24 protein-coding genes are annotated in these 25,498 nt (G+C 67.4%); 7 read left to right on the plus strand and 17 right to left on the minus strand.

Annotation, left to right across the window (positions count from 1 at the left end; genetic code table 11):
• The first annotated feature begins 2 nt into the window (after positions 1-2).
• From RAH40_RS15530 to RAH40_RS15550, 5 genes are all read left to right on the plus strand, one after another.
• A complete protein-coding gene (locus tag RAH40_RS15530) occupies positions 3-1,862 on the plus strand; it encodes a tetratricopeptide repeat protein (protein WP_306598474.1) in 1,860 nt (619 codons plus the stop codon).
• A gap of 157 nt (positions 1,863-2,019) precedes the next feature.
• Positions 2,020-3,531, plus strand: coding sequence for an Rne/Rng family ribonuclease (locus RAH40_RS15535; RefSeq protein ID WP_306598475.1), 1,512 nt, complete (start codon positions 2,020-2,022; stop codon positions 3,529-3,531).
• Positions 3,532-3,541: 10 nt separating this feature from the next.
• A complete protein-coding gene (locus tag RAH40_RS15540) occupies positions 3,542-3,976 on the plus strand; it encodes a hypothetical protein (protein WP_306598476.1) in 435 nt (144 codons plus the stop codon).
• Between the two features lie 78 nt (positions 3,977-4,054).
• Complete coding sequence (locus tag RAH40_RS15545; RefSeq protein ID WP_306598477.1) at positions 4,055-4,816, plus strand: glycosyltransferase family 2 protein; 762 nt, start codon at positions 4,055-4,057, stop codon at positions 4,814-4,816.
• Positions 4,813-6,669, plus strand: coding sequence for a tetratricopeptide repeat protein (locus RAH40_RS15550; protein WP_306598478.1), 1,857 nt, complete (start codon positions 4,813-4,815; stop codon positions 6,667-6,669). The genes RAH40_RS15545 and RAH40_RS15550 overlap by 4 nt, the downstream gene beginning before the upstream one ends.
• Here the strand turns inward: RAH40_RS15550 and RAH40_RS15555 are convergent.
• The 15 genes from RAH40_RS15555 to RAH40_RS15625 all read right to left on the minus strand — a co-directional run bounded on the left by RAH40_RS15555 (position 6,638) and on the right by RAH40_RS15625 (position 20,582).
• A complete protein-coding gene (locus tag RAH40_RS15555) occupies positions 6,638-8,578 on the minus strand; it encodes a hypothetical protein (RefSeq protein ID WP_306598479.1) in 1,941 nt (646 codons plus the stop codon). The two genes, RAH40_RS15550 and RAH40_RS15555, sit on opposite strands and share 32 nt — an antisense overlap.
• Before the next feature lie 63 nt (positions 8,579-8,641).
• A complete protein-coding gene (locus tag RAH40_RS15560; protein ID WP_306598480.1) occupies positions 8,642-9,139 on the minus strand; it encodes a type II secretion system protein in 498 nt (165 codons plus the stop codon).
• 226 nt (positions 9,140-9,365) lie between these two features.
• Positions 9,366-10,100: a hypothetical protein gene (locus tag RAH40_RS15565; RefSeq protein WP_306598481.1), complete on the minus strand. Its 735-nt coding sequence runs from the start codon at positions 10,098-10,100 to the stop codon at positions 9,366-9,368.
• Positions 10,101-10,110: 10 nt separating this feature from the next.
• Positions 10,111-10,959, minus strand: coding sequence for an AAC(3) family N-acetyltransferase (locus tag RAH40_RS15570; protein WP_306598482.1), 849 nt, complete (start codon positions 10,957-10,959; stop codon positions 10,111-10,113).
• 9 nt (positions 10,960-10,968) lie between these two features.
• On the minus strand, positions 10,969-11,709 hold the full coding sequence (locus RAH40_RS15575; RefSeq protein ID WP_306598483.1) for an SDR family NAD(P)-dependent oxidoreductase: 741 nt from the start codon (positions 11,707-11,709) through the stop codon (positions 10,969-10,971).
• Positions 11,709-11,930 carry a phosphopantetheine-binding protein gene (locus tag RAH40_RS15580; protein WP_306598484.1) on the minus strand — a complete coding sequence of 74 codons (222 nt, stop codon included), beginning with the start codon at positions 11,928-11,930 and terminating at the stop codon, positions 11,709-11,711. Before RAH40_RS15580 ends, RAH40_RS15575 begins: the two co-directional genes overlap by 1 nt.
• A 20-nt stretch (positions 11,931-11,950) precedes the next feature.
• Positions 11,951-13,015 (minus strand): 3-oxoacyl-ACP synthase III family protein, encoded by a 1,065-nt coding sequence (locus RAH40_RS15585; protein WP_306598485.1) that lies wholly within the window; start codon positions 13,013-13,015, stop codon positions 11,951-11,953.
• Positions 13,012-13,239: an acyl carrier protein gene (locus tag RAH40_RS15590; protein WP_306598486.1), complete on the minus strand. Its 228-nt coding sequence runs from the start codon at positions 13,237-13,239 to the stop codon at positions 13,012-13,014. The genes RAH40_RS15585 and RAH40_RS15590 overlap by 4 nt, the downstream gene beginning before the upstream one ends.
• Positions 13,236-14,060 (minus strand): GNAT family N-acetyltransferase, encoded by an 825-nt coding sequence (locus RAH40_RS15595; RefSeq protein WP_306598487.1) that lies wholly within the window; start codon positions 14,058-14,060, stop codon positions 13,236-13,238. Before RAH40_RS15595 ends, RAH40_RS15590 begins: the two co-directional genes overlap by 4 nt.
• A complete protein-coding gene (locus RAH40_RS15600) occupies positions 14,057-15,583 on the minus strand; it encodes an amino acid adenylation domain-containing protein (protein ID WP_306598488.1) in 1,527 nt (508 codons plus the stop codon). The genes RAH40_RS15595 and RAH40_RS15600 overlap by 4 nt, the downstream gene beginning before the upstream one ends.
• Positions 15,584-15,604: 21 nt before the next feature.
• Complete coding sequence (locus RAH40_RS15605) at positions 15,605-16,546, minus strand: glycosyltransferase family 2 protein (protein ID WP_306598489.1); 942 nt, start codon at positions 16,544-16,546, stop codon at positions 15,605-15,607.
• Complete coding sequence (locus RAH40_RS15610) at positions 16,546-17,481, minus strand: lysylphosphatidylglycerol synthase transmembrane domain-containing protein (RefSeq protein ID WP_306598490.1); 936 nt, start codon at positions 17,479-17,481, stop codon at positions 16,546-16,548. Before RAH40_RS15610 ends, RAH40_RS15605 begins: the two co-directional genes overlap by 1 nt.
• Positions 17,478-18,332 carry a bifunctional 2-polyprenyl-6-hydroxyphenol methylase/3-demethylubiquinol 3-O-methyltransferase UbiG gene (locus RAH40_RS15615; protein ID WP_306598491.1) on the minus strand — a complete coding sequence of 285 codons (855 nt, stop codon included), beginning with the start codon at positions 18,330-18,332 and terminating at the stop codon, positions 17,478-17,480. Before RAH40_RS15615 ends, RAH40_RS15610 begins: the two co-directional genes overlap by 4 nt.
• Before the next feature lie 8 nt (positions 18,333-18,340).
• Positions 18,341-19,468, minus strand: coding sequence for a dTDP-4-amino-4,6-dideoxygalactose transaminase (rffA, locus tag RAH40_RS15620; protein WP_306598492.1), 1,128 nt, complete (start codon positions 19,466-19,468; stop codon positions 18,341-18,343).
• Between the two features lie 34 nt (positions 19,469-19,502).
• Positions 19,503-20,582 carry a tetratricopeptide repeat protein gene (locus RAH40_RS15625; RefSeq protein ID WP_306598494.1) on the minus strand — a complete coding sequence of 360 codons (1,080 nt, stop codon included), beginning with the start codon at positions 20,580-20,582 and terminating at the stop codon, positions 19,503-19,505.
• Positions 20,583-20,675: 93 nt separating this feature from the next.
• Here RAH40_RS15625 and RAH40_RS15630 point away from each other — a divergent pair, with 93 nt between their 5' ends.
• On the plus strand, positions 20,676-21,434 hold the full coding sequence (locus tag RAH40_RS15630) for an enoyl-ACP reductase (protein ID WP_306598495.1): 759 nt from the start codon (positions 20,676-20,678) through the stop codon (positions 21,432-21,434).
• 95 nt (positions 21,435-21,529) lie between these two features.
• Here RAH40_RS15630 and RAH40_RS15635 read toward each other — a convergent pair whose 3' ends face one another.
• Positions 21,530-23,149 carry a hypothetical protein gene (locus RAH40_RS15635; RefSeq protein WP_306598496.1) on the minus strand — a complete coding sequence of 540 codons (1,620 nt, stop codon included), beginning with the start codon at positions 23,147-23,149 and terminating at the stop codon, positions 21,530-21,532.
• A gap of 56 nt (positions 23,150-23,205) precedes the next feature.
• Entirely contained in the window at positions 23,206-23,673 is a 468-nt protein-coding gene (locus RAH40_RS15640) for a peroxiredoxin (RefSeq protein WP_306598497.1), read from the minus strand.
• A 60-nt stretch (positions 23,674-23,733) separates the two neighbouring features.
• On the opposite strand from RAH40_RS15640, the gene RAH40_RS15645 reads away from it, so the two are divergent.
• Entirely contained in the window at positions 23,734-25,491 is a 1,758-nt protein-coding gene (locus RAH40_RS15645) for an ABC transporter ATP-binding protein (RefSeq protein WP_306598498.1), read from the plus strand.
• The last annotated feature ends 7 nt before the right edge of the window (positions 25,492-25,498 follow it).

Here is a 25,498-nt window from a genome sequence, read left to right on the forward strand (position 1 = left end):
GGTTGGCCTGCGCCTTCCTCCTGCTTGTGGTTCTCGCGACCTTCGGCCGCCTCCTTGGGGCCGGCTTCCTGTCCTACGACGATCCGCAGTATGTCCTCAACGCCCACGTCCTCCACGGGCTCACCTGGGACAACCTCCGGTGGGCCTTCACGGAGGCCCATTACGCCAACTGGCACCCCGTTACCTGGCTCTCCCACATGGCCGATGTGGCCCTGTTCGGTGCCGCGCCGGGATGGCATCACCTGACCAGCGTCGTCCTGCATGGACTCAACGCCATGCTGCTCCTGCTCCTGCTGGAGGACACCACGAAGGCCTTCTGGCCGAGCCTTGCGACCGCGATGCTCTTCGCCATCCACCCCCTCCACGTGGAGAGCGTGGCCTGGATCGCGGAGCGGAAGGACGTCCTGAGCATGTTCTTCGCCCTGCTGACCCTCATGGCCTACGTCCGGTACACGCGCTCCAGGTCCCGGGTGTGGCTGGCCGGCACGCTTCTCCTCTATGCCCTGGGGCTTATGGCCAAACCCATGCTGGTGAGTCTCCCGATCCTGATGATCTGCCTGGATCATTGGCCGCTGGGGCGGACCTGCAGGCCGTGGGGACGATCCATGGCCCGCCTGGTCTGGGAGAAAGGACCGTTCCTGCTCATGGCTGCGGCGGTCTGCGTCATCACGGTGGTCTCCCAGGCCGGGAGCCGCGTAACCTCCACGGAGTCGCCCTTCGGGCACAACCTTCTCAACGCCCTTGCGTCCTATGGCCGATACCTGGGCATGACGCTCCTGCCCATGGATCTGGCCGCCTTCTACCCCGCGCTTCCCCCGGGGAGGCTGGCGTGGCTGGCTGCGGTCTCCCTGGCGGCGCTGGTGGTCCTCACCTGGGCCGCCCTTCGCCAGGCCTGGGAGCGGCCCTACCTGCTCGCGGGCTGGGCCTGGTTCCTCGTCGCCCTGGTTCCGGTCGCAGGTTTCTTGCCGGTGGGCGCCCAGAGCATCGCGGACCGGTACACCTACCTGCCCCTGGTGGGCGTTTTCGCGGCCCTGTCCTGGCTCGGGTCCGATGTGCTCCGCCGGTGGCGGGTGCCGCGGGGCCTGGCGGCCGCGCTGCTGGGCCTCCTGGCCGCGGCCGGGATGGCCAGGAGCTGGGTGGAGGCCGGCTACTGGAAGGATGACCGGACGCTCTTCACCCGGGATCTGGCCGTGGTGGGGAACAACGCGGTCGCCCACCTCTGCCTGGGCCTAGGCTGGTACCGGGACGGGGCCAGGGAGGAGGCCGTGCGGGAATTCCGGGAGACCGTGGCCCTGGTCCCGGGCCATGGCCTGGCCTGGTACTGGATGGGGGAGGCCCTGCTGGGGCTGGGGCGGGAAGATGAGGCGCGGCAGGCCTTCGGCGCCGTCTGGAGCCTTGAACCGGAAAACTACCGGGCCATCCTGCGCCTGGGCCCGATCCTGATGCGACAGGGACGCTACGGGGAGGCGATCGCGCCCCTCCGGGCCTACATCGCACTGGAACCCCGGCGCCTGGAGCAGGAACCCGACGCCAGGGCCCAGAAGGTGGGAACCCGGGAAGCGAGGCGGATGCTGGGCCTGATCCTGCGCCAGTTGGCCAGGCCAGAGGAGGCCTGTGCCGAACTCCAGGCGGCGGTCCAGGCCGATCCCCAGGAGCCGGGCCTGCTCCTCAATCTCGGCCTGGCCCTACGGGAAGCAGGCCGACGGCAGGATGCCCTCGAGCAGTTCCGTCGCTGCGTGGCCCTGGCTCCCGCTTCGTCCGCCGCGCACCTGGAGTTCGGCAGGGAGCTTGGACTTGCCGGCCGGGTCCAGGAGGCCGCCCGGGAGATCCAGGTCGCACGATCCCTCGGCGCCCGCGAATGAGGACGCCTCCGGCACCCCGGGACGCGTATTTTTCTAATCGAGCTTCCCATTATTCCTTAGACTTGCTAAAAGAGTGTCAGCCCCTGGCCAGGCAGGACCAGGAGCAACTGGGGAACCGCGCGAGGCGTTTCCGCCGAATTCTTGAGAGGTGTAAGCCATGGAAGTCCGACGGTCCCTCGTGGTCAATGCGACCCCGCTGGAGATGCGCATTGCCCTACTGGAAAACGGCCAGCTCTGCGAATTGTTCATCGAGAGAACCACCCAGGTCAGCCAGGTGGGGGACGTGTACAAGGGGAGGGTGGCCAAGCTCCTGCAGGGCATGCAGAGTGCGTTCGTGGCCATCGGGGGCGCCAAGGACGGGTTCCTTTACCTGGACGAGCCCGAGACCCACCGCCTGCCTTCGGAGGAGGTGGTCGAGGAGGAGGAGGGGGGCGAGGGGGTCCTGGAGTTTCCCGCTCTGCCCGTGACCCTGCCCCCCGTGAAGGAGGGCGAGGAGATCCTCGTCCAGGTGGTGAAGGATCCCATCGGCAGCAAGGGGCCCCGCCTCTCCCGCCACATCAGCTTCCCGGGCCGGTTCCTGGTGCTGATGCCGGGCATCGAGCACGTGGGCATCTCGCGCAAGATCACCAACCCCGCCGAAAGGGAGCGGCTACGGGCCCTCATCAAGGGCCACGCGCTGCCCGGCGAGGGCTTCATCGTGCGCACCGCGGCCATCGGCGAAAAGGACGAAGACCTCGTCAGCGACGTGGCCTACCTGCGCGAGCTGTGGACCGACCTCCAGGCCAGCTGCCAGCACCTCCAGGCCCCCAGCCTGGTGTGGAAGGACTTCCGCCTGCTCCAGAAGGTCCTCCGGGACCTCTTCCGGGAGGAGGTGGCCAGCTTCTGGGTGGACCGGGACGACACCTACCGCGAAGTGGTGGACTTCGTGAGCCGGCTGCACCCGGAGTGGGTGGGCCGCATCAAGCACTTCACCTCCGACCTGCCCATCTTCGAGGCCTTCGCCATCGAGAAGGAGATCGACGCCGCGCGCCAGCCCAAGGTCTTCCTCCGGCACGGCGGCAGCATCGTCATCAACCAGACCGAGGCCCTCGTAAGCGTCGACGTGAACACGGGCAAGTTCGTGGGCAAGAAGGACCTGGAGGAGACGGTCTTCCTCACGAACATGGAGGCCATCCCCGAGATCGTGCGCCAGCTGCGCCTGCGCAACCTGGGCGGCATCGTGGTCATCGACTTCATCGACATGATGGACCCCGCCCACCGCGAGGCCGTCATGAAGCGCATGCAGGAGGAGCTGGAGCGGGACCGGAACCACGCCCGGGCCGTGGAGATCAGCGATTTCGGGCTGGTGGAGATGACCCGCAAGCGCACCGGCCCCAGCCTGGAGCGGCTCCTCACCAGCGCCTGCCCCCACTGCGAGGGCTCGGGCCGCAGGCAGAGCGCGGAGACCGTGGTGCTGGGCGTCTACCGGGAGATGGCCCGCCAGGGGGAGCGCCTGCGGGGCGCCCAGCTCCGGCTAACCCTGCATTCCGAGCTCAAGAACGCCCTGCAGCCCGAGACCCGCGAGGGCGTCAACCAGCTTGCCCGGGCCCTGGGGGCCCATATCCTCTGGCAGGAACGCGGCGACGGCCCCGTGCATCAGATAGACATTGAAGTGGTGCCAGGCCGCTAGGAGTCTGCCGATGAGCCGATCCGAACTCAAGGACGACGTCTTCCTCCGCATGGCGCTGGAGCTGAGCCGCCTGGGGACCTGCTGCCGGCTGAAGGTCGGCTGCGTCCTGCTCAGGGCCGACGGCGGCCTGGCCTCGGGCGGCTACAATGGCGCCCTTCCCGGCATGCCCCACTGCACGCCGGACACCTGCGGACCGGGAACGCGCTGCCTCCATACCAGCCATGCCGAGGAGAACGCCCTGGGATTCTGCGACGGCCCCGTGCACACGGCCTACGTGACCGACGAGCCGTGCCTGACCTGCACCCGGGCCCTGGTACGCCGCGGGGTGCGCAGGGTCGTCTTCCTGCGTCCCTACGCGAGCATCGCCGACCAGGAGCGCCAGGAGCGGCAGGGGATCCTCGCCCATTTCGGCGTGACCTGGGAGCAGGTGGATCCCTCGAGCTGAACCGGCCAGGGTAGGGGCGCGGACCTTGCATGTCCCGGCTATGCTGGGAAGGACCCACCCTGGCTCCCGGAAGGACCGATGATCAAGGACAAGAAGCTCGTCGTCGTAATGCCCGCCTACAATGCGGAACGCACCCTCCTGAGGACGCATCAGGAGGTCATGGACCAGGGGATCGTGGACCTGGTGATCCTGGTGGACGACTGCAGCCAGGACGGGACCGCCACCCTGGCCCGGAGCCTGCCGAACACGCTGGTGCACGTGCACGAACGGAACGTGGGCTACGGGGGCAACCAGAAGACCTGCTACAGGCTGGCTCTGGAGGCCGGTGCGGATGTGGTGGTGATGATCCACCCGGACTACCAGTACACCCCCAAGCTCCTTCCCGCCATGGCTTCGCTTATCGCCAACGGCCTCTACCCCTGCGTCCTGGGTTCCCGAATCCTGGGCGGACGTGCCATGGCCCAGGGCATGCCCGGGTGGAAGTACCTGGCCAACCGCTTCCTCACCATGTTCGGCAACCTGATGATGGGGGCCAAGCTGTCGGAATACCACACAGGCTACCGGGCCTTCTCCCGCCAGGTACTGGAGACCATCGACCTGGCCCCCGACAGCGACGACTTCGTCTTCGACAACCAGATGCTGGCCCAGGTGCTCTGGCACGGGTTCACCATCGCCGAAGTCACCTGCCCGGCCAGCTACTTCGCCGAAGCCTCGTCCATCAACTTCCGGCGCAGCGTGCGCTACGGCTTCGGCTGTCTTGCCACCGCCCTCCACTACCGGATGGCCCGCCTGGGCCTGTTCCGGTCGCCGCGCTTCCGGGCCGGACGCACGCCCGCATGAGAAGCGGCGCCTCCAGGCTGGCGGTCCCGGGCGTGGCCCTTGCCCTCCTGGCTGTGGTCTGGGTGATCTTCGGACAGGTGCGGGGCTTCGAGTTCCTGAACTTCGACGATCCCCTGTACGTGGCCGGGAATCTCCACACGGCAAAGGGACTGACCTGGGCCAATCTGGGCTGGGCCCTGACCTCCGGGGCGGCGGCCAACTGGCATCCCCTGACCTGGCTTTCCCACATGGCCGATTTCTCGCTGTTCGGGCCGGACCCGGGCATGCACCACGTGACCAGCGCGGTCTTCCACGCCGCCAACGCGGTGATGCTCTTTCTCCTCCTGAAGGCCATGACCGGGGATCTCGGGCCCAGCGCCTTCGTGGCGGCCCTCTTCGCGGCGCACCCGCTGCACGTGGAGAGCGTGGCCTGGGTGGCCGAGCGCAAGGACGTGCTAAGCATGTTCTTCCTGCTCCTCACCCTCGCCGCCTACCACCGGAGCTGCTCGGACCGGCGGTTCCGGCCTGCGGTCCTGGCCTGCTACGTCCTGGGGCTCATGGCCAAGCCCATGCTGGTCACGCTGCCCGTGCTCCTGCTGATACTGGATCGCTGGCCCCTGCGCAGGGCCGCCCCCTGGAAGGATCTGGTCCTGGAGAAGCTCCCGCTGTTCGGGCTGGCGGCCGCCTCTTCGCTGGTGACCTTTCTCGTCCAGCACAGCGGCGGGGCCGTGATCACCATGGCCCGGCTGCCCCTGGGCTACCGGGTCGGCAACGCCCTGCTCGCCTATGCCAAGTACCTCCGGAAAATGGTCTGGCCCTTCGATCTGGCGCCGCTCTACCCGATCATCGCGGCCGACATCCGGATCTGGAACAGCCTCCTTGCCGGGGCAGCCCTCCTGGCATTGTCCATCCTGGCCTTCCGGGAGAGGCGCAGCCGGCCCTACCTGCTGGCGGGATGGCTGTGGTACCTGGTTTCCCTCCTGCCGGTCATCGGGCTGATCCAGGTGGGCTCCCAGAGCATGGCGGACCGCTACACGTACATCCCCCTCCTGGGACCTTTCCTGGCCATCGCCTGGGGCGGCCGGGACCTGGCGGCCGGACTACGGGTCCGGCCCTGGATCACGTGGGGCTTGGGGTCGCTCGCAACGGTCCTGTTGATGAGCCAGGCCCGGGTCCAGGCCGCCCACTGGCACGACAGCCTCACCCTGTTCCGCCACGAACGCGCGGTCGCCGCCGACAACATGGTCGCCCGCAACAACCTGGGGCAGGCCCTATTTTCCCGGGGCAGGGCGCAGGAGGCCATCGTGGAATACCGCGCGGCCGTGGCCATGGACCCGGGCGTCCGCATGGCCCAGATCAACCTCGCCCGCGCCCTGGCCTGGTCGGGGCAGAACGAGGAGGCCCTGGCCGGCTTCCGGCGCTGGATCGAGGTCCATCCCCAGGACCATCAGGCCATGGATGACATCACCTACCTTCTCCTGTCCATGGGGCGGCTGGAGGAGGCGATCCCGTACTGTCTGGGCATCCTCGCCCTGGAGCCGGTCCGGCTGCGGGACGATCCCGACACGTTCCGCCAGCTGGACAAGTCCCAGGACGCGCGAATGCGCCTGGGCCTCCTTCTGCGAACCCTGGGGCGGGACGCGGAGGCGGTTCCCTACTTCAAGGCCGCCGCCCAGCTCAATCCCTCCAGCCCGGCTTTCGCCCTGAACCTGGCCATTTCGCTGGATGCGTCCGGGGACGCCCCCCAGGCCCGGGCCTGGTTCCAGCGGGTCCTGGTGCTGCAACCGGGCAACGGCGAAGCCTGCCGCCGCCTGCAGGCACTTCAGGAACGGGCGGGCAGGGTCATGGCGCCGGGGGCGCGAGGATCTTCATGACCTTCTCCTTGGCCGCCGTGTAGTCCGCCTCCGGCACCGTGTCCACGGCCTTCAGCTGGTAGCCCTGGTAGAAGAGCTTGTTGGCGCCGCCGGCCTTCAGGGGCTTGATCACTTCCAGGTCGCTGCCACGGGCGAAGGCCACGGTCACTTCCTCCGCCCGTTCCTTTGCGGTGGAATCCGTGTTCACGAACCAGATGCCGTCCGGGGCCACCGCGGTCTGCATGGCGAGGCGCTCCACCGTCATCTCCCGATACAGGCCGATCTGGTCGGAGGTGAACAGGTCCCGGCCCAGGGTCTGGTACCGCAGGGGCGCCGTGGGGTAGCTGGTCTCCAGGGTCCGGCGGGACAGGGGCCGGTCCTTGGCGATGGCCTCGCCCAGGGCGTCCCGGATGGACAGGACGCTGACGGTCGAGGCCACCGGCGGCGCGCCGGGGGCCGCCTTGAATTCCGGGCCGTCCACCTTGAGCATGATCCGCGCCTCCCAGGGATCGATGTCGTACCCGTGGACCCCTCCCAGGCGGATGGTCTCGGTCACGTGGTAGAACCGCTCCCCGTGGTCCGAGAAGAGGACCTTCGTGGCGCCCCCGTAGTCGGGGTCCCGGTCCAGGTTGTTCCAGATGCCGGACCAGGCCCGGAGCACGCTCCGCATGCGGATCCGGTAGGCCGTGAAGGGGTCCCGGCGGAGGTCGTAATTGGCCGCGCGCGCCACCGTGACCTGCTGGCGGGCCAGGTAGGGCTCCAGGTTCCGGGGGACCATGGTCCACCACCTGGGCAGCTCAGCCAGTTCCTCCCGGTTGAGGAAGATGGGCTGGTGGGCGAGGCAGGAATGGAACATCACGAGTTTGGCGCCCCGGCCCAGCCGGATGGCCTCTTTCAGGCCGCCGTCCAGGGGGGCCCAGGGATTGGTGGTGGGGAAGGCGCGGCCCCAGTTCTCCCAGTCGGCGAAAAGTGGGAAGGCCGAGCTCAGGTTCGAGTTGACGAAGTTCTCCCACCCGGGAGCCGGCATCACCACATCGTCGAAGCTCGCCACCTTGCCGGTGAGGCCGATGGTCCCGCCATCATCGATGTAGAACCGGGGCCGCCAAGCCTTCTTGAATGCCTGGTCAATTACCGGCAGGGGCTGCTGGCCCATGAGCTCCTCCCGGGTGGGGGGCGCGTGGCCGATGGTGTAGAAGAGGGGATCGCCGCCCCAGAGGATGTGCCAGAGGAGCCGGGTGGCAGGTATCACCGTGTAAGCGTTGGTGTAGGACGTCCCCTTCCAGTCCGTGGTGGCGGCCTGGCCGACGTCTTCGCGCAACCCGTCCAGGCCGATGAGCAGGACCTGGGTCTTGTCGGTGCCGCCCAGGCTCGTGGTGAGCAAGCGGGGCAGCCGCTCTGGGGCCCAGGGGAGGAGGGACCAGGCCAGCAGGAGGCACGCTGTCAACGCGGTTCCTTTGAGCCAGCCCAGGCCGTGCTTCCGTATCCAGAGGACGGGGTAGGCCAGGGAGGCCGCAAGGAGCAGCGGGTAGTCGACCCAGAACGGCAGGAGGCGCATGCCGGGGATGAGCCAGAGGGTCGAGGGCACCTGCCACCAGAGGATGAGATGCACCCAGACCAGGGCCGAAAGCGTGAACAGGAAGCCCTCGAGCGGGCGCCAGGTCTTGGACCAGCCAGACTGGAAGGCGTTGGCCAGGACCAGGGTGGAGCCCCACAGCAGGAGGGCGGCCCCCAGGTAGAAGGGCAGCAGCAACCGGGTCACGAACCGGAAAGCGAAGTGCTTGACGGGAGGAAGGCTGAACCCGGAGGTCATCACCGAGGTCAACCCGGCTTCAGCGCTCCGCATGCGCACCGCCATGGCGATCGCGAGCGCCAGCAGAGCCACGAGCCCCGCCGCCAGCGGCGCGGCCCACCGTCCAAGTTTGTGGCCCATGCGATTCTCCGAAAAAAAAGGAGGAGCCGGAAAGCTCCTCCTTTCAATTTAGCTCCCTGCCCATTACTCGATGGCGGAAACCTTGGCGACGTGGTTGGAATTGGCCACGACACCATTGATCAGGACGGCGCCGCCGAGCCAGCCGGGGGTGGTCCCGTTGGGGTACTGGATCGCGAATTTGGCCTGGCCCTGGACGGTGGCGAGGGCCTTGATGTTGGAGATGGCGGCGGACTGCGTGGTGCCAAGACCACCGGCGGCGTTCACGGCCGAGTCGAAGGCCTGCAGGGAGCCGTTCCAGGGGTTCTTGTCGGAACCGCCGGTCTGGGCCAGGTACTTGCCGAGGCTGGTGGTGATCTGCGTGGAGGTCAGGCCCATCTCCTTGTACTTGTCGTACTGGCCGATGAGGTCGCCGACACGCCCTTCCATGTTGGAGATGGCCGTCTTGTCGCGGGCGCGGGCGCGCTGGCTGAGCAGGGCGGGGATGGCGATCGCGCTGATGATGCCGATGATGGCAAGCACCAGGAGCAATTCGATGAGGGTGAAGCCGGACTGTCTCTTCATAAGATCTCCTTCGTGAGATGGACCCTAATGCAAGCAATTCCAGTGCCATTAGGGAGGGGGGGAGGTTGGGGTGAGGCGGCCTATAGCATATTATCAGTTGAGCAAAGCGGGAAGGTTGGGAAAAAGTAATCTTTCGCTCTGGGATCGGGTCGCTGTGTGCCGTCCCGCGTCACCCGGGATGACGCAAGGCGTCCAGAGGGGGGGGCGTCGGGTTTCCAAGGAGGGATCAGGGGTAAATTTTCCTAAGTATTGCAAAGTTCTGCAAGACTTTGAAGCCCAGACCGGCGATTTCCAGGTTCATGACCGGATAATTTCTCGCCGAGACATGGGTGTAGAACTTCCGGACCCCTCGCTGCTTCAGTTCATTTATCAGGAAGAAGTCGGTGATCGCCCCCAGTCCAGTCGTCTTGAGGGCGGGGAGCACGCCACCGACGAACATGAGCACCTCGTCCGCTCCCAGGTACTTGTGGGTATTGAACCCCACGATCCGGCCGGACTCCCGGTTGACGAGCTTGAAGAGCCGCTCGTCCGCCATGCGGTAAGACTTCTCCACGTACAGGTGGTATCGGCGCCCGGAGACCCCCGGATCGCTGACGCTGAGGATGGGATCCACGCTGAACCGGTCGGCGACGAACGTGGATCCGGCGATCGCCAGGACCTCCGCCAGCTCCGCCTCGCCGGCCACCGGGGAGAATTCAAAGGGGAAGGCCGACGTGTCCCGTTCCCGGGGCCGGCCCACCAGCTTGAGCTGCAGCTCAAGGAACCGGAACCCCATTTCCTCCAAGTGATGGATGCCTTCCAGGTCCTCGATGGGCACCTTGCAGACGCAGTAGCGGGGGTCGTGCTGGGTCCGGTAGGCGGCTTCGAAGGACGGGAAATCCGCGTGGGGTGAGGGGTCCCGCAACTCCAGGACGGTCCGCCCCAGGGCCTGCGAATCGATGGCGATCTTCTCGACGAACATGGGGGGGCCTTCAGAGAGCGATCATGTGGTCCGCGTGGAACGTTTCAACCAGCTGCTCGGGGTAGGGCCGCTCGAGCATGTAGTTGATGTCCCCCTGGATCCGGGCCGCATAGAGGTCGTACGCCGCCTTCTCGTCCATGGCGGACAGGAAGCCGTCCCCACAGGGCGCCTGAAGCATCAGGCCGGTGGCCACGGCTTCGGCCTCGAAGGCGCCGTTGGAGGCGGGGACGACGTCCTGGTGGCGCACGTACAGGGTGTAGGTGTCCTCGTAGGCGCGGCCCGAGGCTTCGGTGATGAGCCCGGTGAACGGGCGCGGGTAGCGGTAGGGCACTTGGAGCCGCTCCTCCACGAAATGGGAGAATGTGAAGCACTTGGAAGGGCGCACGCCGAGGAAGAGGAAGTGCGCATCCCGCTCGCGATGGAGAAGGTCGAAGGTGCAGCCCTCCCCCACGGAGTTCCGGCCCACGTCGGTGACGAGGTAGGGCCTGGCTCCGAGCAGCGCGGTGGACATGAGCGGGTCCACGGAGCGCCGGGCTTCCGGCCGCTTGCGGATGTATTCGTTCAGCGCACCCATGTGGGAGCGGGAATGGCGGACATCGAAGTCCTCGCCGTTGCAGAAGCTGAAAGTGAAGGTGGGAACCAGGAGGGTGCCCGCGCCCAGGTCCAGGAGGGTCTCCAGGAGCGCGCCCAGGAGGCCATCGCGGCCGAGGTCGGAGTTGGGCTGGCCGAAGGAGATGTCCGTGTGGACATAGAGGATCTGGTGGCCGCAGGCGCCGACCTGGCGCAGCCCTTCGGCGAGGGAGGCCCGGGTGACCCACTCCCCCGAGCCGGCGCGGAACAGTCTGCAGTCGCTGGCCATCCCAACCTCCTAGAGTCCCTTGCAGGCGCTGAAGCCCCCGTCGACGACAATGTTCTGTCCCGTGACCCACCGCGCCCCGTCCGAAAGGAGGAACTTCACGTAGCTGGCCACGTCGGCCACCTCCCCCAGGCCCAGGGGGTGCGCCTCCCGGCACCGGTCGAGGTAGGCCGCCGGCAGCGCTTCGGTCATCGGAGTGAGGACGGCTCCCGGCAACAGGGAATTCACCCGCACACGGGGCGAGAGCTCGGCGGCCAGGGCTCTCACATAGGCGTCGGCAGCGCCCTTGGTGGCGCAATAGATGCCCTGGCCCTTGGCGCCCAGGCGGCTGTAGATGCTTGAGATCAGCAGGATGTCGCGGAGCGCCTTCCCGTTGGGCGCAGCCTGGAGCAGGACCCGGATGATTTCGGCGGCGGAAAGAAAGTTCACGTTCATGGCGCGCAGACTGTCTTCGTAGGCGTCGAGCCGGGTGGGCCTCACGCTGACCTCCCCCGCGCAGTGGACCAGCGCGGAGACGCGGGTGCCGGAGGCCTGAAGGAAGCCGCGCAGGTCCTCCGCGAGGGTCTCTGCCCGCGCGAAATCGGCAGTCCACACCAGGTGGTCCCGCCCCGGGCAGGCGCTGCGCACCGCTTCGAGACGCTCCCGGCCCCGCCCGTGCAGGATCAGCCTGCGGTCTTCGGCCAGCGCCAGGGCCACGCCGCGCCCGATCCCTGAGGAGGCGCCCGTGACCAGGGTGCAGGCCGGGGCGTCCATCACCTGCCCAGCTTCGCCCGAAGCAGGTCCTCGAGGTCCCCGACCTTGCGCACCTTGAGGAACTCCTCGGAGGAGACGGGAACCTTGTAGACGGAATCGATCATCGCCAGGATGGTGAGGACCCCGAGGGAATCCCAGTTCTCGAAGTCGCCGATGTCGGACTCCCGGCGGACGTCCTCGCACTCCAGGATCTCGCGGAGCTTCTGGTAGAAAACGTCCATGGGCACTTCTCCCGGTTCCATCAGTAATTCACAATTTCGCAGAATTCCATGTTCCCAATGGTCATGAGAATCGAACTCCACGTCAATCCGACCCCGAACCCGGCGAAACAGACGGTGAAGCGCTGGTCCTTCAGCTTTTCGCCCAGGTTGAGGCAGACGTTCGTGGGAATCGTCACGCCGCTGGCATTGCCGAACTTCTCGACGACGTTTCCGGGCATCCGCCCCGGGGGGACTTCCAGCTTCTCGGCGAGTTTCTGGATCATGAACTTGTTGGGCTGATGGAACAGGAACCAGTCGATGTCCGCGAGCCCGATCCCGGCGGTCTCCGCAAGGGAGAGGATCATGGGGGGGACCTCGGTCATGACGAAGGTGAACACGTCCTGGCCGTTCATGACCAGATGGTCCTTGGCCCGCAGGTTGCCGGTGCCGTCGTCCACGGGGGCCGCGGTTTCCGGCGTCGACGGCATCCTGAAGCCGCCGGCGGGGATGGCCAGGGCGTTCCGCAGCGTCCCGTCCATCTGTATGTTGGCGTGGATCCGGCCGCCCTCCGGGTCCTTCTCCACGACCGTGATGGAAGCCCCGTCTCCGATGAGCGGGAAGCTGTTCCGGTCCTGCCGGGACGTCTTCCGGCTGAGGACGTCGGCGTTGAGGAGCACCACCTTGCGGATGGCCGGCTGGTCCAGGAGGGCGAAGGCCTGCAGGAGCCCGATCTCGAAGCCGGCACAACCCTGGTTGATGTCCAGGCAGATCATGTCCCGCTTCAGTTCCAGCAGGCCCTGGATGATGTTGCTGGTCGGAGGCATGAACTGGTCGGGCGACTGCGTCACGAGGACCAGGGCGTCGATGTCCTCCTTCCGGAGCAGGCCCCGGGCGAAGAGGTCCTTGAGCCCGAAAACGCACAGGTCCGAGACGCAGACGCCGTCCTCCACGATCCGGTGCTCGTCGAAGCCCATGAGCGGCTTGAGCCTCAGGGTCTTCTCTTTGGGAAAGGTGTAGTTGCCGGTCTCGTCGTCGAACCTGGAGACGTTGGCCGGCAGGACCGTGAGGATCCCGGAGATCTTCTTCCCTTCGTAGGTCAGGTTCATTTCTTTTGGCTCTTCTCGATCAGGTGTCCGATGGTGGCGAGGTTGGCGAAATTCTCGGGCACGATGTCCTGGCCGTCAATGCGGATGCCGAAGGATTCTTCGAGAGCCCCGACCAGGGTCAACAGGTCGAAGGAATCCAGCATCCCGTCCGCGATGAACGATTGGCTGGTGGAGAAATCGAATTCAGGCCGGATCTCGTTCAGGATGTCCAGGACAAGCTTCATTGCGGTACCCCCCTGATCATCACCTGGTCCACGAGGCCGTCCGGCGCGTAGCCGTAGTGGCCGTACTTGGCGATGGCGTCTGCGTTGGAATCGAGCACCCACAGGAGGTAGCGCCTTACGGCGGGGTTCCTGTGGAAGTAGTCACGAATCAGTCTAGCGCCGATGCCCTGGTCCCTGTGGCCGGGGTCCACCAGCCAGTAGCGTAGGGTGGAACTGGCGCCGACCGTATCGCAGTAAAGGAACCCGGCGATTCCGGTTCCGCTGCGGACCAGCCGAACCCGGCCCGCCGCCACCGCCAGGTCCAGCTCCCCGCGGGACGGGAGGTGCTCCTTGAGGGGATCAAAGCAGGCCTCAAGGTCCCGGAGCAGGGCGTCGACGTCCGCCGCCACCGCCGTCTCGGTCTCCGCGGGTGGCGCGGGTGCGGGCGGAGCGCCAGGGACCGCGATCCGGGCCAGCCGGGTGAGGCGTGAATAGGTCCTGAAACCGGAGGCATGGAACCAACCACCCATCTCCTCGACCCGGTCCGGGCGGCCCAGGAGATCCAGGGTCAGGGGTCCCTCCCCCTCGAGGTGGCCAAGGGAACCGGCCAGGGCCGCGGGGTCCGCGGCGCAGAAATGGACATGCCGGAACCACCGGTCCCTGCGCAAGAACAGGGCGCATCCGCCGGTCTCCAGGCAGGCGAGATCCCCGCGCGCGATCCATTCGCGGGCCTTCTCGGGATCCAGGTAGAGGTTGGTGACGAAGGCTCCCGCCCCGGCCCTGACCGAGTTCACTGCGGCCATGAGGGCTTCGAGGCCGTGGACCCGCGCGAAGCCGCTCATCCGAGGAACTCCTCCTGAAGCCGCTTCCGGTCGATCTTGCCGTTGGGATTACGCACCATGGCCTCAACCTGATGGAACACGGTGGGCAGCATGTACTTGGGCAGGACCTGCTGGAGCCTCTTGCGGATCTCCGCTGGCGTCACCTGCCGTGCGCTTTCGAAGACGAGGACGATCTCCTTCCGGTCCCGGTCGTACAGGACGCAGGCGTTGGCGATGTCCTCCACCGAGTTGACGAGGACGTGCTCGATCTCCCCCAGTTCGATGCGGTAGCCCAGGTGCTTGACCTGGAAATCCTTGCGTCCGTCGAACAGGATCTCGCCCGCGGCGTTGAGGTGGACGAGGTCCCCGGTTCGGTAGATCAGCTCGGGGTAACGGGTATTGAGGGGGTTCTGGACGAAGGCCTTGCGGGTCTTCTCGGGGTCGTTCCAGTAGCCCATGGCCAGGGAGGTCCCGCGCACGCAGAGCTCGCCCTGGGTTCCCGGCGGGGCTGGACGACCGTCCTCATCCAGGATCAGGATGTCGGTGTTCCGGCAGGGGAAGCCTATGGGGAGCGGGTCTTCGTCGGCGAATTCCCGGTCCACCGCATAGTAGGTGCAGTCCACCGTGATCTCGATGGGACCATAGAGATTGACGAACAGTGCCTCCGGGAAATGGCGGCGCCAGTAGTTGAAGTGCCGGGTGGGGAACACCTCGCCGGCGAACAGCACGTTCCGCAGCGCCTTGGGTTTGGCGGCGGCAAAGGTGTCCTGGTTGCTGATGTTGACCATCACCGTCGGGACCCAGAAGAGAAAGGAGATGCGTTCCGATGCCAGGAACTCCACGAGCCTGGTGGGGAAGATGCCATGCTGCTCGGGAATGATGACGAAGGTGCTGCCCTTGGCGAGGGTGTACCAGAGTTCCAGGGTATAGATGTCGAAGTGGAACGGAGAGAGGCTGCCGATGCGCTCCTCGGGCCCGAACCCGAACCTCCCGAAGAGCCAGTCCATGAAGTCGATGATGCTCCGGTGGTTGAGGACGACGCTCTTGGGGGTGCCCGTGGACCCCGAGGTGTTGATGATGCATGCGGGGTCCGTGTCGATGACCTTTTCCAGGCGGCAGAGGATGGCCTCGGCGTCGTAGGCGGCGCCGGGAAAGTCCTCGACGAACAGGAGCCTGTCCGGCGCCACGCCGAGTCCGGCCGCGGCCTCCGCCAGGTCCCGGGACGTGATCAGCAGGGCCGGGCCGACATTTTCAACCACGTTCCGGATGCGCTGGGCAGGCGATTTGACATCGAGGTTCGTATAGCAGTTTCCGCTGCAGAGGATGCCCAGATCGGCGACGATCGTCGCCGTCCCCTTGGGCAGCAGGACCGCGATGGCCTCGTTGAGGGACCCGGTTCGGGCCTGGATAGCGGCGGCGCAACGCAAGGCGTGCTGCCGGAGCTCCTGGAACGAGGTGGCCGTCCCGTTGTCCTCGATGGCCACCTTGGCGGGGTGGGTCCGCAGGGCGCCGTTCCAGAAGTAGTCCAGCAGATTGAGTTGCATGGTCCCGGCCCCTCCTGTGCTTCATTTCCGGGGGCGGTCGGAAAGGCCGATGCGGTCCCGGATGACATATAGCGGTCGGCGCTTCGCCTCGTCAAAGGTCTTGCCGATGTAGAGTCCCAGGATCCCCAGGTTCATGAACAGCAGGCCGCTGATGAACCAGAGTGAGACCATCACGCTCGCCCAGCCTTCGATCCTGATTCCGACGAAGAAATGCCGGTAGAGGATGTAGATGATGAACGCGAAGGACACCAGGGCGATCAGAAAGCCGAGCCGGATGAACAGCCGTAGCGGCTTGTTGGACTGGGAGACGATACTGTCGACGGCCAGCCGGATCAGGCGTCCGGAGGTGTAGGACGTCAGCCCCTCGTAGCGTGCCGCATGGTCGATGTCGATGGCGGTGGTCCGGAATCCGACCCACTTCGCGAACAGTCCGTAGGAGCGGTTCTGCTCCCGCATTTCACCGATGCTCTGGGCGACCTGCCGGGAGATGATGCTGAAGTTGGCCACGCAGCCGTCAATCGTTTCATCAATTAGGTATTCGTATAGCCGGTAATAGGCGCTGGACATGGCCTTCTTGAGGAAGGCGTCCTTGCGCGCGTGGCGCCGGCCGAACACGGCGTCATAGCCTTCCTGGGCCTTCGCGTAGAGCTTCGCGATTTCCTCAGGCTGATCCTGGAGGTCGCAATCCATGACCACGATCCACTCCCCCTGGGCATGGTCGAGACCTGCAGTGATCGCGAAATGCTGTCCGAAATTCCGGGAGAGATCCAGGCCCTTGACCCGGGGATCGGTGCGGGCGAGCTCGCCGATGACGTCCCAGTCGTTCTCTGGACTGTGGTCGTTGACCATGAGGATCTCAAAATCCGGGGTGATCGCTTCCAGGGCGAGCCTGAGTCGGCGGTAAAGTTCCGGCAGGATCCTGGCGGCCTTGTAGACCGGAGTCACAACCGAAATGTGCACCATCAACGCCTCCGGGATGTTCCGAGAATACCCCCATTGGAGGCCGCCCGGTACCGCTGCCAGAGAAGGAACGCCAGCCCCAATGCCGCCGAAGCCAGCGAATAGCCGCGAAGAAGGAGGGCGGCGCCCTGGGCCCGTGCCGGCTCCACCCCCGCCAGGACGAGCATGCCGGTGATGCCCAGCTCGCAGATGCCGATCCCGCCGGGAATCAGGCTGAAGATCCCCAGCAGGGCAATCCCGGACATCAGCGCGGCCAGATCCGGGAGACGCAGGTGGATCTGCAGCGAGGCCAGGACCCCGTACCACCCGGCCAGGACCAGCAGCCATGCCGCGGCGGTGGAGGCCAGCGCCCCCGTGAGCCGGCCCGGCGAAGCCACCAGGTTGCGAAAGCCGGTTCCCCACGCCTCGAACCGGCCGGTGCCGGGGATCCTGCCCAGCCATGGCGCGAGGAGAAGTCCGGCCAGGGCGATGGAGAGCAGGGCGGCGGCGAGCATCCGTCCCTGGGCCGGCAGGTACCGGGGGTAGCACAGGAAGAAGAGGAGGAGGATGGAGGCCAGATCCAGGCACCGTTCCAGCAGGAGGGCCGAATAGCCGCGCTTGCGGCCCAGCCCGGAACCGCTGTGCCCGGCTTCGACCTTCAGGATCTCCGCCCCCTGGAGCGGGACGACGGATCCGAGTCCCACCGCGATCCCGATGGCGAGGTACCGGTCCAGCAGGGACCCGGAGCGGGCCTGGTCGGGAAGGAGGCTCTGCCACCTGAAGGTCCGCATGAGAAAGAACAGCGGGAGGGTGCCGGCCGTGGCCCCGAAGAAGACCAGGAACCGGGCCTTCAGGAGGATTCCCCACGCGCTCTGCCACTCGAAGGTCAGGCCGACCCAGACGAGGAAGCCGACGGCCAGGGCCCAGCCGAGGAGGGCGGGGAGCCCGGGGCGCCTCATGGGCCGGGGCGCCGGGCCACGACGAGCAGGGAGGCGCCCCAGGGCCAGCGCACGCCAGCCTTGATGAGCAGCCGTTCCAGAGCCATCACGAGCGCGAGCAGGGTGTTCTTCCAGGGAGCGATCTCGAATTCGGCCAGGGGTTCGAACGCCTCCCTGTCCCGGCGGCGGCGGACCTGTACCAGCAGGGGAAGGAGGAGGGATACGAAGGAGGTGGCAAGGACGGGCCGCAGCCCGGCTCCGGCCAGCCTGTCCAGGAGCATGGCGCGGGTATACCGGCGGACGTGGGACGCCTTCTCGTCCACCACGCTCCACAGCCACGGGTGCTGAGGGACCGTGACCATGACCGTTCCTCCGGGCTTGACGGCCGCGGCGACCGCCACCAGGACCTGGTCGTCCTCGGGGATGTGCTCCAGCACATCGAAAAGGCCGATCACGTCGAATTCCGCCTCGAAGGGCAGCCTCCGGGCGTCGAGCTGAAGGAAGTCGGCCCCGGGCACCCGCTTGGCGGCGAAGGGCAGGCCCTCGACGTGGAACTCGGCCCCGGTGAAGCGGGTCGAGGGGAAAAGGGCCGCGAGGCCCTGCAGCACGAACCCCGTGCCGCAGCCGACCTCCAGGAAGGTCCCGGGACGGGGGGCGTGTCTGCCCAGGGCCCAGGCGATGAGGCGGTTCCGGCTCCTGAACCAGAAATGCCGGGCTTCCTGGCCGGCCAGATCCTGGAAGGCCGCCTTGGAGAACCCCTCTCCGTCGGGGACCTCCCCGTAGAGGATGGGGATGCCCTCCCGCACCTCCGCGGCCCAGCCGCAGGCGGCGCAGCGCCAGGCCGGCTCGGCGAGGGGAGCGGAGCATCTCACGCAGCGCCTCATGCGCCGAAGAACCCCGCGACGGCCCCGATGATCGCGTCCTGGTCCGCGGGGCCCAGGTCCGGCCAGAGCGGCAGCCGAAGAAGGCAGTCGCTGTAGCGGTCGGAGTTGGGGAGCGGCCCCCCGTGGTGGCGGGGGGCGAAATAGGGGCTGCGGTGGAGGGACTGGTAGTGGAATACGGCATTGACCCCGTGGGCCTTCAGGTGCTCGATCAGCCGGGTGCGGGTCGCGAGGCTGTCCAGGACGAGGTAGTAGATGTGCCCGTTGTGGACACAATGGGCGGGAATGCGGGGAAGCAAGGCATGGCCCGCCGCTTCCAGAGGGGCCAGCGCGGCGTGGTAGCGGTTCCACACCTCCATCCTCCGGACCTGGATGGCGTCCAGGTCCACCAGCTGGGCCCAGAGCACGGCGGCCGTGATTTCCGGCGGGGAGAAGCTGCTCCCCAGGTCGACCCAGGTGTACTTGTCCACCTCGCCCCGGAAGAACGCGGCCCGGTTGGTCCCCTTCTCCCACATGATCTCCGCGCGGGCGGCGAGTTCCGCGGCGTTGATCATCAGGAGGCCGCCCTCGCCGCACTGGATGTTCTTGGTCTCATGGAAGGAGAGGGCGCCCAGGTGCCCCAGGCTGCCCAGCGGCCTTCCCTTGTACGTGGCCTCGACCCCCTGGGCGGCGTCCTCGATCACCCGGATGCCCCGGACATCTGCCAGGGCGAGCAGGGGGTCCATGTCCACGGCGACGCCCGCGTAGTGCGTCACTACGATGGCGCGGGTGGCTTCCGTCACCCGGTCGGCGATGCTGGCGACGGCCATGTTGGGATGGTCCGGACCGGAATCGGCGAAGATCAGGCGGGCGCCTCTCAGGGCGAAGGCGTTGGCGGTGGACACGAAGCCGTACGACGCGAGGATGACTTCGTCCCCGGGGTCGATGCCGCAGGCCAGGGCGGCGAGTTCCAGGGCATCCGTGCAGGACGTGGTCAGGAGCGCCTTCCGCAGACCGTAGCGCTGCTCAAAAAAGGCCTGGCACCGCCGCGTGAACGCAAAATTGCCTGAAGTCCTGCCGCTTTCGAAAACTTGCTGGATTAACTCCACTTCCCTACCCGTGAAGTGGGGCCGATTGAAGGGGATCATCGAATCTCCTGGGGAATGGCGGCGGGAAGCGAACCTAGCGTAGTTCCTCCAGAAGCCTGGACGCCTTGGCGTCCTTGGGGTCGAGGGCCAGGGCGGCCCTGGCCGCGGCCTGGGCTTCGTTCTTGCGGCCCAGGTTCTTGAGGATCTGCCCTCGCCGCCAGTGGGCCGTTCCGTAGCCGCCGGACCCGCCCTCCAGGGGCGCCTTGAGGACCTGGTCCAGGAAGGCCAACCCCTGGTCGGCGTGGACGCCGGTCCGGGCAGAGATCTTGCCGAGCTCAAGCTGGATGAGGCTGGGCGCGTCCACCGCCGGCAGGGCGGCAAGGGCCGCGTTCCAGGCCTCCTCGCCCATGCCCGCGTCGATCAGCGCGTCGCAGACCGAGCACAGGGCACGGGCGCTGCCCCTGGCACCGGGCAGGAGCCTGCGGGCCTCCCGGGCCAGGCGCCGCTTCTGTTCCTCTTCACCGAGGTCCTTGCGGGTCTCCCGGCTGCCCAGGGCGTCCAGGTAGGCCATGGTGACTTCCGGATCCTTCGGAGAAATGGCGAGGGCCGTCCCGAAGGCGGCCTCGGCCTGCGGCCACTCCCCTTCCATGGACAGGATCGTGCCCTTGAGGGCCGAACCCTTGCCTGGGTCCAATTTACGGACGACTTCGGCGCACTCCAGGGCCCGGCGAGTGGAGCCGCCCAGGATGCCCGGCAGCTGCTCGTAGCCGAGCCCCAGCGCCATCCAGGCCGCCACCAGGCCGGGTTCAGCCTTCACCGCCCCGCGGAGGTCGTCCATGGCGGCGGACACGCCCCGGAGACTGCCCAGGTTCTTCTGCTGGATGGCGGTGCCGGCCCTGGCCAGGGCCCGGGCCAGAAGAGCCTCCCCCAGGCGGGGGTTGAGCTCGGCGGCCCTGCGGCCCGCGGCAAGGGCCTCGGGCAGGCGCATCATGGCGGTGAGGGCCTGGGACCGGGCCGCCAGGGCCAACGCGTTGGCGGGGTCGGCCTTCAGTTCTGCGTCAGCGGCGGCCAAGGCCTTGAGGTAGTGCCCGGCGTCCAGGTCGGGGCGCGGGGAATAGCCCCCGGCCGCCAGGGCGAGGGTGAGGATGGAAAAGGGTACGGCCCGCAGAATCATGGTCCGAGTATAGGACACGGTGGCGGTCACGCGCCGTTTGGGCTAATTTGAGAGGTTGTCGCAGATTTCGACAGAAGGGGGGTGGCCATGCTCATGAAGGGCAAACGCGGGCTGGTGGTGGGGGTAGCCAACAAGTGGTCCATCGCCTGGGGCATCTCCCAGCGGCTCCTGGCGGAGGGGGCCGAGGTGGCCTTCACCTACCAGAACGACCGCCTGGGCAAGAACGTCAGGGAACTCACGGCCGACCTAAAGGATCCCATCCTCATCCCCATGGACGTGACCTCGGACAAGCAGATCCTAATGACCTTCGAGCTGCTCAAGCGGGTCTGGGGGCACCTGGACTTCATCGTCCACGCGGTCGCCTATGCCCCCCGGGCGGCCCTGGAAGGCCAGTTCCTGGCCACGAGCCGGGAGGACTTCCGCATCGCCCACGACATCAGCGCATACTCCCTGGCGGCCCTGTGCCAGAGCGCGGCGCCCATCATGGGCGAAGGGGGCTCGGTCGTGGCCATGTCCTACCTGGGCGGCACCCGCGTTGTGCCCAACTACAACGTCATGGGCGTGGCCAAGGCCTCCCTCGAGGCCAGCGTGCGCTACCTCGCAGCGGACATGGGGCCCATGGGGATCCGGGTGAACGCCATCTCGGCAGGCCCCATCAAGACCCTGGCGGCCTCCGGCATCGCCGGCTTCGGCGGAATGCAGCGCCACCACCGGAACCGGGCCCCCCTGCGCAAGGACACGGACGCCGCCGAGGTGGGGGACGCAACCCTCTTCATGCTGAGCGACATGGCCCGCGGCATCACGGGGCAGGTTCTCTACGTGGACGGCGGCTTCAGCATCATGGGCGATTAGGGGCCGTGCCCAGGCAGACAGGGCACCTCGCCGTCTGACCTGCGGCCCCTCATGCGTTGTGGGCCGTAGATTCAAGCCGTTCCGTGAACAATGGTCTAGAACCCCCCAGGCACGGGGCAGAGGGAGGGCGCGCCGTCGTTGCCCGGAACAGGGACGCGCTGGACGGTGGGCCCCACCCAGGACAGGGCGCTGGGCGAGGCGGGGTCCATGGCCAGCTGGTGTGTCCCCTTGGCGATCCAGGTGATGCCCTGAGGGATGATCTGCCCGTCCAGGGTGACGGGGCCGGGATCGGGCTTGAGGGGGATCAGCGCGTACCTGCCGGACCGGAGGCAGGTCCAGGTTCCCGGCTCCGCGCTCGTCCTGGGCGAGGCCCCGAGGACCCAGAAGTCCTTGTGCAGGAGGAGGTAGTTGGCGGCCAGGAAGGCCCGGTCGGCGGGGGGCAGGTAGTTGAGCCGGTAGCTGGGCAGCACGACGGGGGGAACCCGGTCACCCAGGTTCGCGAAAAGGGGGCGCTCATGGAACTGGCCCTGGTTGGCCCAATTGATGACCCATTCATAGGTCGGGGCCTTCCGGGTCGGCACCATCCCGATGCCGTCGTACACCGGGTCGTCCGGGCCCGTGAATGCCTCGGTCATGGCCATGATCTCCTCCTGCCGGTCGTTGGGCATGGAGAACAGCTCGGCCACGCGCATGGCCCAGGGCGTCAGGTGCAGGAGGAGACCCAGGGAGACGAGGAAAGGAAGGCCCCGGGCCTCCCGGAAGGCCCCGGGCTCGAGCCAGGGGCGGCCCAGGGCCAGGATGGCGACCAGGGCTCCGGCGCTGAGCGTGGCGAGGTTGTATGGGAAGGGCGTGGGGTTGGCGAGGAAGGCGAAGGCGCACAAGACGAAGAGCAGCACCTCCGGGAACCCGGCCTCCTCCTCCCAGGCCTTGCGCAGCCCCCGGCGGCGGAGCTGCGCGGCCCCGAGAAGGACGAGCCCTCCCATGGCCGCGACCAGAAGGGGCGACGTCCCGAGGAGCATCTGCAAGGTATGCCAGGGCGCGAACCGCTCCGAGGACACGGCCACACGAAGGGCGTTCTGACCGTTGGCGCCCAGGGACTGGATGCCCGCGTGGGCTTTGAACGCCCAGCAGGCCAGGTAGCACCCGGCGGCTCCCAGGAGCCACCACCCGGCCCGTCGCGCCCGGGTTGCCCAGCCGCCGGGCTCCAGGCCCACCAGCAGGGCGGTCAAGGGCGCCCAGACGGCGATGGACTTGAACAGGCAGGCATGGAGCAGGAGGGAGACAAACCCCAGGGACAGGAAGACCAGGTCCCTCGGCAAGCGGGTGCGCCGCGCGAGGATCCACAGGACCAGGAGACCGGTGATCAGGATGTTGTCGTGGCGGCATTCGAGGGCGTAAGCCCACCATGTGGCCAGGGTTCCCGCCAGGACCAGGCCCTTCGCTCCATGAAGGCTGCGGACCCGCATGCCGGAGGCCCGCACCGCCAGGGCCGCGTTCACCCAGAACAGGGCCCAGAAGCAGGCCCGGAAGACCAGGAAGGTGGTCGCCGAGGTGGAGCCGATGTGGGCCAGGAGCGAAAGCGGATGGAGATGGAGCTGGCCGCTGGTGAAAAGGGACCCCGTCCAGCCCTTGGCAAGCACCGTGGCCATGTACACGGTCTGGGCCTCGTCGACCTGGTAGACCCGCGTCATGGCCAGGGCGAAGGACAGGGCCATGAGGCCGCAAAGAACGGCCAACCAGAAACGGAGCGGGCCCTTCTGGGAGGGCGCCCCTAGCATCCCAGGGCTTCCAGCGCCGCCAGGACCTCCTGAACGTGCCCCTTCACGCTGACCTTGGGCCAGGCCTTGCGCACGACGCCCTTGGGGTCCACGAGCAGGGTGGACCGGATGATGCCTTCCATCTCCTTGCCGTACATGACCTTCTTGCCGAAGGCTCCCATGGGGGCGAGGAGCAGCTTGTCCGGGTCGGAGAGGAGGGGGAAGGGCAGTTCGAATTTCCCGGCGAACTTCGCATGGGAGGCGAGGGAGTCCCGGGAGATTCCATACACGAGGGCGCCTGCAGCCTGCAGGCGGGTCCAGCTGTCCCGGAAATCGCAGGCCTCGGTGGTGCAGCCCGGCGTGGAATCCTTCGGATAGGCATAGATCACCGCCCAGTGACCGGCGAGGGTCGCGTTGGTGACGGTATTTCCCAGGTGATCCACAAGGGAGAACGGGGGGAGGGGTTTGCCGACAGGACTCAAGGATGCCTCCACGCAGATGGAAAAGGCTAGCACCCTGGTAGGATTCTGTCTGGAGGCGCTTTGGACCGATCCCCCCGACATTGGAAGCCCTGGTGGTGGAAGCTGGTGGCACCCCACCGCAAGATCCTGTTCCTGGGCCTGTCGGCCTCGGTGCTTTGCAGCCTCGCCGCGGCCTGGGTCCCCTTCTGGTCGGGCCGGGCCGTGCACGCCCTGGAACTGCGCCAGTGGCACGCCAGCCGCCAGGACCTCCTCTGGATGCTGGGCTTCACCGTCTTCGCCGGCCTGGGGCGCTACCTCATGCGCAACACGCTGATCGGCCTGAGCCGCGAAGTGGAGAAGCGCCAGCGGGAGGAGCTCTACGACTCGCTCCTGGCGCGGCCTTTCTCCTTCTATGAGCAGAGCCGGATCGGCGACCTCATGAGCCGCATGGGCGACGACGTGAACACCGTGCGCATGGCTACGGGTCCCGGCCTCATGAGCCTCCTGCAGACCGCCAGCCTGCTGCCCATGACCCTCGTCCTCATGCTCCACGCCAGCCCGCGCCTGGCCATGGCCGTGATCATGCCCTTCACCCTCCTGGCCGCGGGGTTCTACCTCATCGGGAAGTGGAGCCACCGGATCCAGCAGAAGATCCAGGTGGTCACTTCCCAGCTCAACACCTTCAGCCACGAGACCATTTCCGGCGAGAAGGTGGTCCAGGCCTTCGGCCTGGAGGACCTGCGGGTGGCCGAATTCGAGGGCCTGAGCCGCACCCAGGCCCGCATGAGCATCCAGCAGACCATCCTCTTCGGCGCCTACATGCCGCTGTCGGCCTTCACAGCCGGTCTGGCGGCCCTGGTGCTGGTGGCCTACGGCGGAAGCCTGGTGCTCCGCGGCAACCTGACCCTGGGCGACCTCACGGCGTTCACGGGCTACCTGGCCACCCTGGCCTGGCCCATCATGAGCCTGGGCTGGTCCGCCAACCTCTTCCAGCGGGGCAAGGCCGGGCAGGAGCGCATCGACCAGGTCCTGCAGGATCCCGGCGGTGTCCTGCCGGAGCACGCGCCCCTGACCCCCCTTTCCGGCCCCGCGGCCATGGAGCTGCGGGCCGCCGCCCACCGCTTCGACTCGGGCCGGGGCATCGGCCCCCTCGACCTGGAACTGCCGCCCGGCTCGCGCCTGGCCGTGGTGGGCGGCATCGGCTCGGGCAAGACCATCCTCCTGCAGGTGCTGGCCGGTCTGAGGGGGATCCAGGAGGGCACCCTGACCCTCGACGGCAGGGTCCTGGACCAGGGCCTCCTGCGGGAGCACTGGGCCGGCATCGGCTGGGTGCCCCAGGAGGCCTTCCTGTTCAGCCTGTCCCTGCGGGAGAACCTCGCCCTGGGCCGTCCCGGCGCCTCCGAGGAGGAGCTGTGGGAGGTGGCCCGGGTGGTGTGCCTGGACGACCTCATCCGGCGCCTGCCCATGGGCCTGGACACCGTGGTGGGCGAGCGGGGCGTTGTCCTCTCCGGCGGCGAGCGCCAGCGCACGGCCCTGGCCCGCGCCCTCCTGCGCAAGCCCCGCCTGCTGCTCCTGGATGACGCCCTGAGCGCCGTGGATTCCGAGACCGAGAGCCGGATCCTGGAGAACCTGCGCACCTTCCTGGTGGACACCACCCTGGTGCTGGCCACCCACCGCGTCTTCGTGGCCGAATTGTGCGACCACGTGCTGGTGCTGGAGGACGGCCATGCCGTTCAGCGCGGAACCGCCCAGGAGCTGGCCCAGGAGCCCGGCCACTACAGCCGGATCAAGCGCCTCCAGAGCCTGGAGCGGGAGATCCTGGGCGAAGCGGCTTCCTAGAGGGCCT

It is taken from the genome of Geothrix sp. 21YS21S-2 (genome assembly GCF_030846775.1).
Taxonomy (GTDB): domain Bacteria; phylum Acidobacteriota; class Holophagae; order Holophagales; family Holophagaceae; genus Mesoterricola.

What these genes read in the sequence shown, in the direction of transcription:
- RAH40_RS15535 (WP_306598475.1), top strand. Translation starts at nt 2,020, where the DNA reads ATGGAAGTCCGACGGTCCCTCGTGGTCAATGCGACCCCGCTGGAGATG.
- RAH40_RS15540 (WP_306598476.1), top strand. Translation starts at nt 3,542, where the DNA reads ATGAGCCGATCCGAACTCAAGGACGACGTCTTCCTCCGCATGGCGCTG.
- RAH40_RS15545 (WP_306598477.1), top strand. Translation starts at nt 4,055, where the DNA reads ATGATCAAGGACAAGAAGCTCGTCGTCGTAATGCCCGCCTACAATGCG.
- RAH40_RS15550 (WP_306598478.1), top strand. Translation starts at nt 4,813, where the DNA reads ATGAGAAGCGGCGCCTCCAGGCTGGCGGTCCCGGGCGTGGCCCTTGCC.
- RAH40_RS15555 (WP_306598479.1), bottom strand. Translation starts at nt 8,578, where the DNA reads ATGGGCCACAAACTTGGACGGTGGGCCGCGCCGCTGGCGGCGGGGCTC.
- RAH40_RS15560 (WP_306598480.1), bottom strand. Translation starts at nt 9,139, where the DNA reads ATGAAGAGACAGTCCGGCTTCACCCTCATCGAATTGCTCCTGGTGCTT.
- RAH40_RS15565 (WP_306598481.1), bottom strand. Translation starts at nt 10,100, where the DNA reads ATGTTCGTCGAGAAGATCGCCATCGATTCGCAGGCCCTGGGGCGGACC.
- RAH40_RS15570 (WP_306598482.1), bottom strand. Translation starts at nt 10,959, where the DNA reads ATGGCCAGCGACTGCAGACTGTTCCGCGCCGGCTCGGGGGAGTGGGTC.
- RAH40_RS15575 (WP_306598483.1), bottom strand. Translation starts at nt 11,709, where the DNA reads ATGGACGCCCCGGCCTGCACCCTGGTCACGGGCGCCTCCTCAGGGATC.
- RAH40_RS15580 (WP_306598484.1), bottom strand. Translation starts at nt 11,930, where the DNA reads ATGGACGTTTTCTACCAGAAGCTCCGCGAGATCCTGGAGTGCGAGGAC.
- RAH40_RS15585 (WP_306598485.1), bottom strand. Translation starts at nt 13,015, where the DNA reads ATGAACCTGACCTACGAAGGGAAGAAGATCTCCGGGATCCTCACGGTC.
- RAH40_RS15590 (WP_306598486.1), bottom strand. Translation starts at nt 13,239, where the DNA reads ATGAAGCTTGTCCTGGACATCCTGAACGAGATCCGGCCTGAATTCGAT.
- RAH40_RS15595 (WP_306598487.1), bottom strand. Translation starts at nt 14,060, where the DNA reads ATGAGCGGCTTCGCGCGGGTCCACGGCCTCGAAGCCCTCATGGCCGCA.
- RAH40_RS15600 (WP_306598488.1), bottom strand. Translation starts at nt 15,583, where the DNA reads ATGCAACTCAATCTGCTGGACTACTTCTGGAACGGCGCCCTGCGGACC.
- RAH40_RS15605 (WP_306598489.1), bottom strand. Translation starts at nt 16,546, where the DNA reads ATGGTGCACATTTCGGTTGTGACTCCGGTCTACAAGGCCGCCAGGATC.
- RAH40_RS15610 (WP_306598490.1), bottom strand. Translation starts at nt 17,481, where the DNA reads ATGAGGCGCCCCGGGCTCCCCGCCCTCCTCGGCTGGGCCCTGGCCGTC.
- rffA (WP_306598492.1), bottom strand. Translation starts at nt 19,468, where the DNA reads ATGATCCCCTTCAATCGGCCCCACTTCACGGGTAGGGAAGTGGAGTTA.
- RAH40_RS15625 (WP_306598494.1), bottom strand. Translation starts at nt 20,582, where the DNA reads ATGATTCTGCGGGCCGTACCCTTTTCCATCCTCACCCTCGCCCTGGCG.
- RAH40_RS15630 (WP_306598495.1), top strand. Translation starts at nt 20,676, where the DNA reads ATGAAGGGCAAACGCGGGCTGGTGGTGGGGGTAGCCAACAAGTGGTCC.
- RAH40_RS15635 (WP_306598496.1), bottom strand. Translation starts at nt 23,149, where the DNA reads ATGGCCCTGTCCTTCGCCCTGGCCATGACGCGGGTCTACCAGGTCGAC.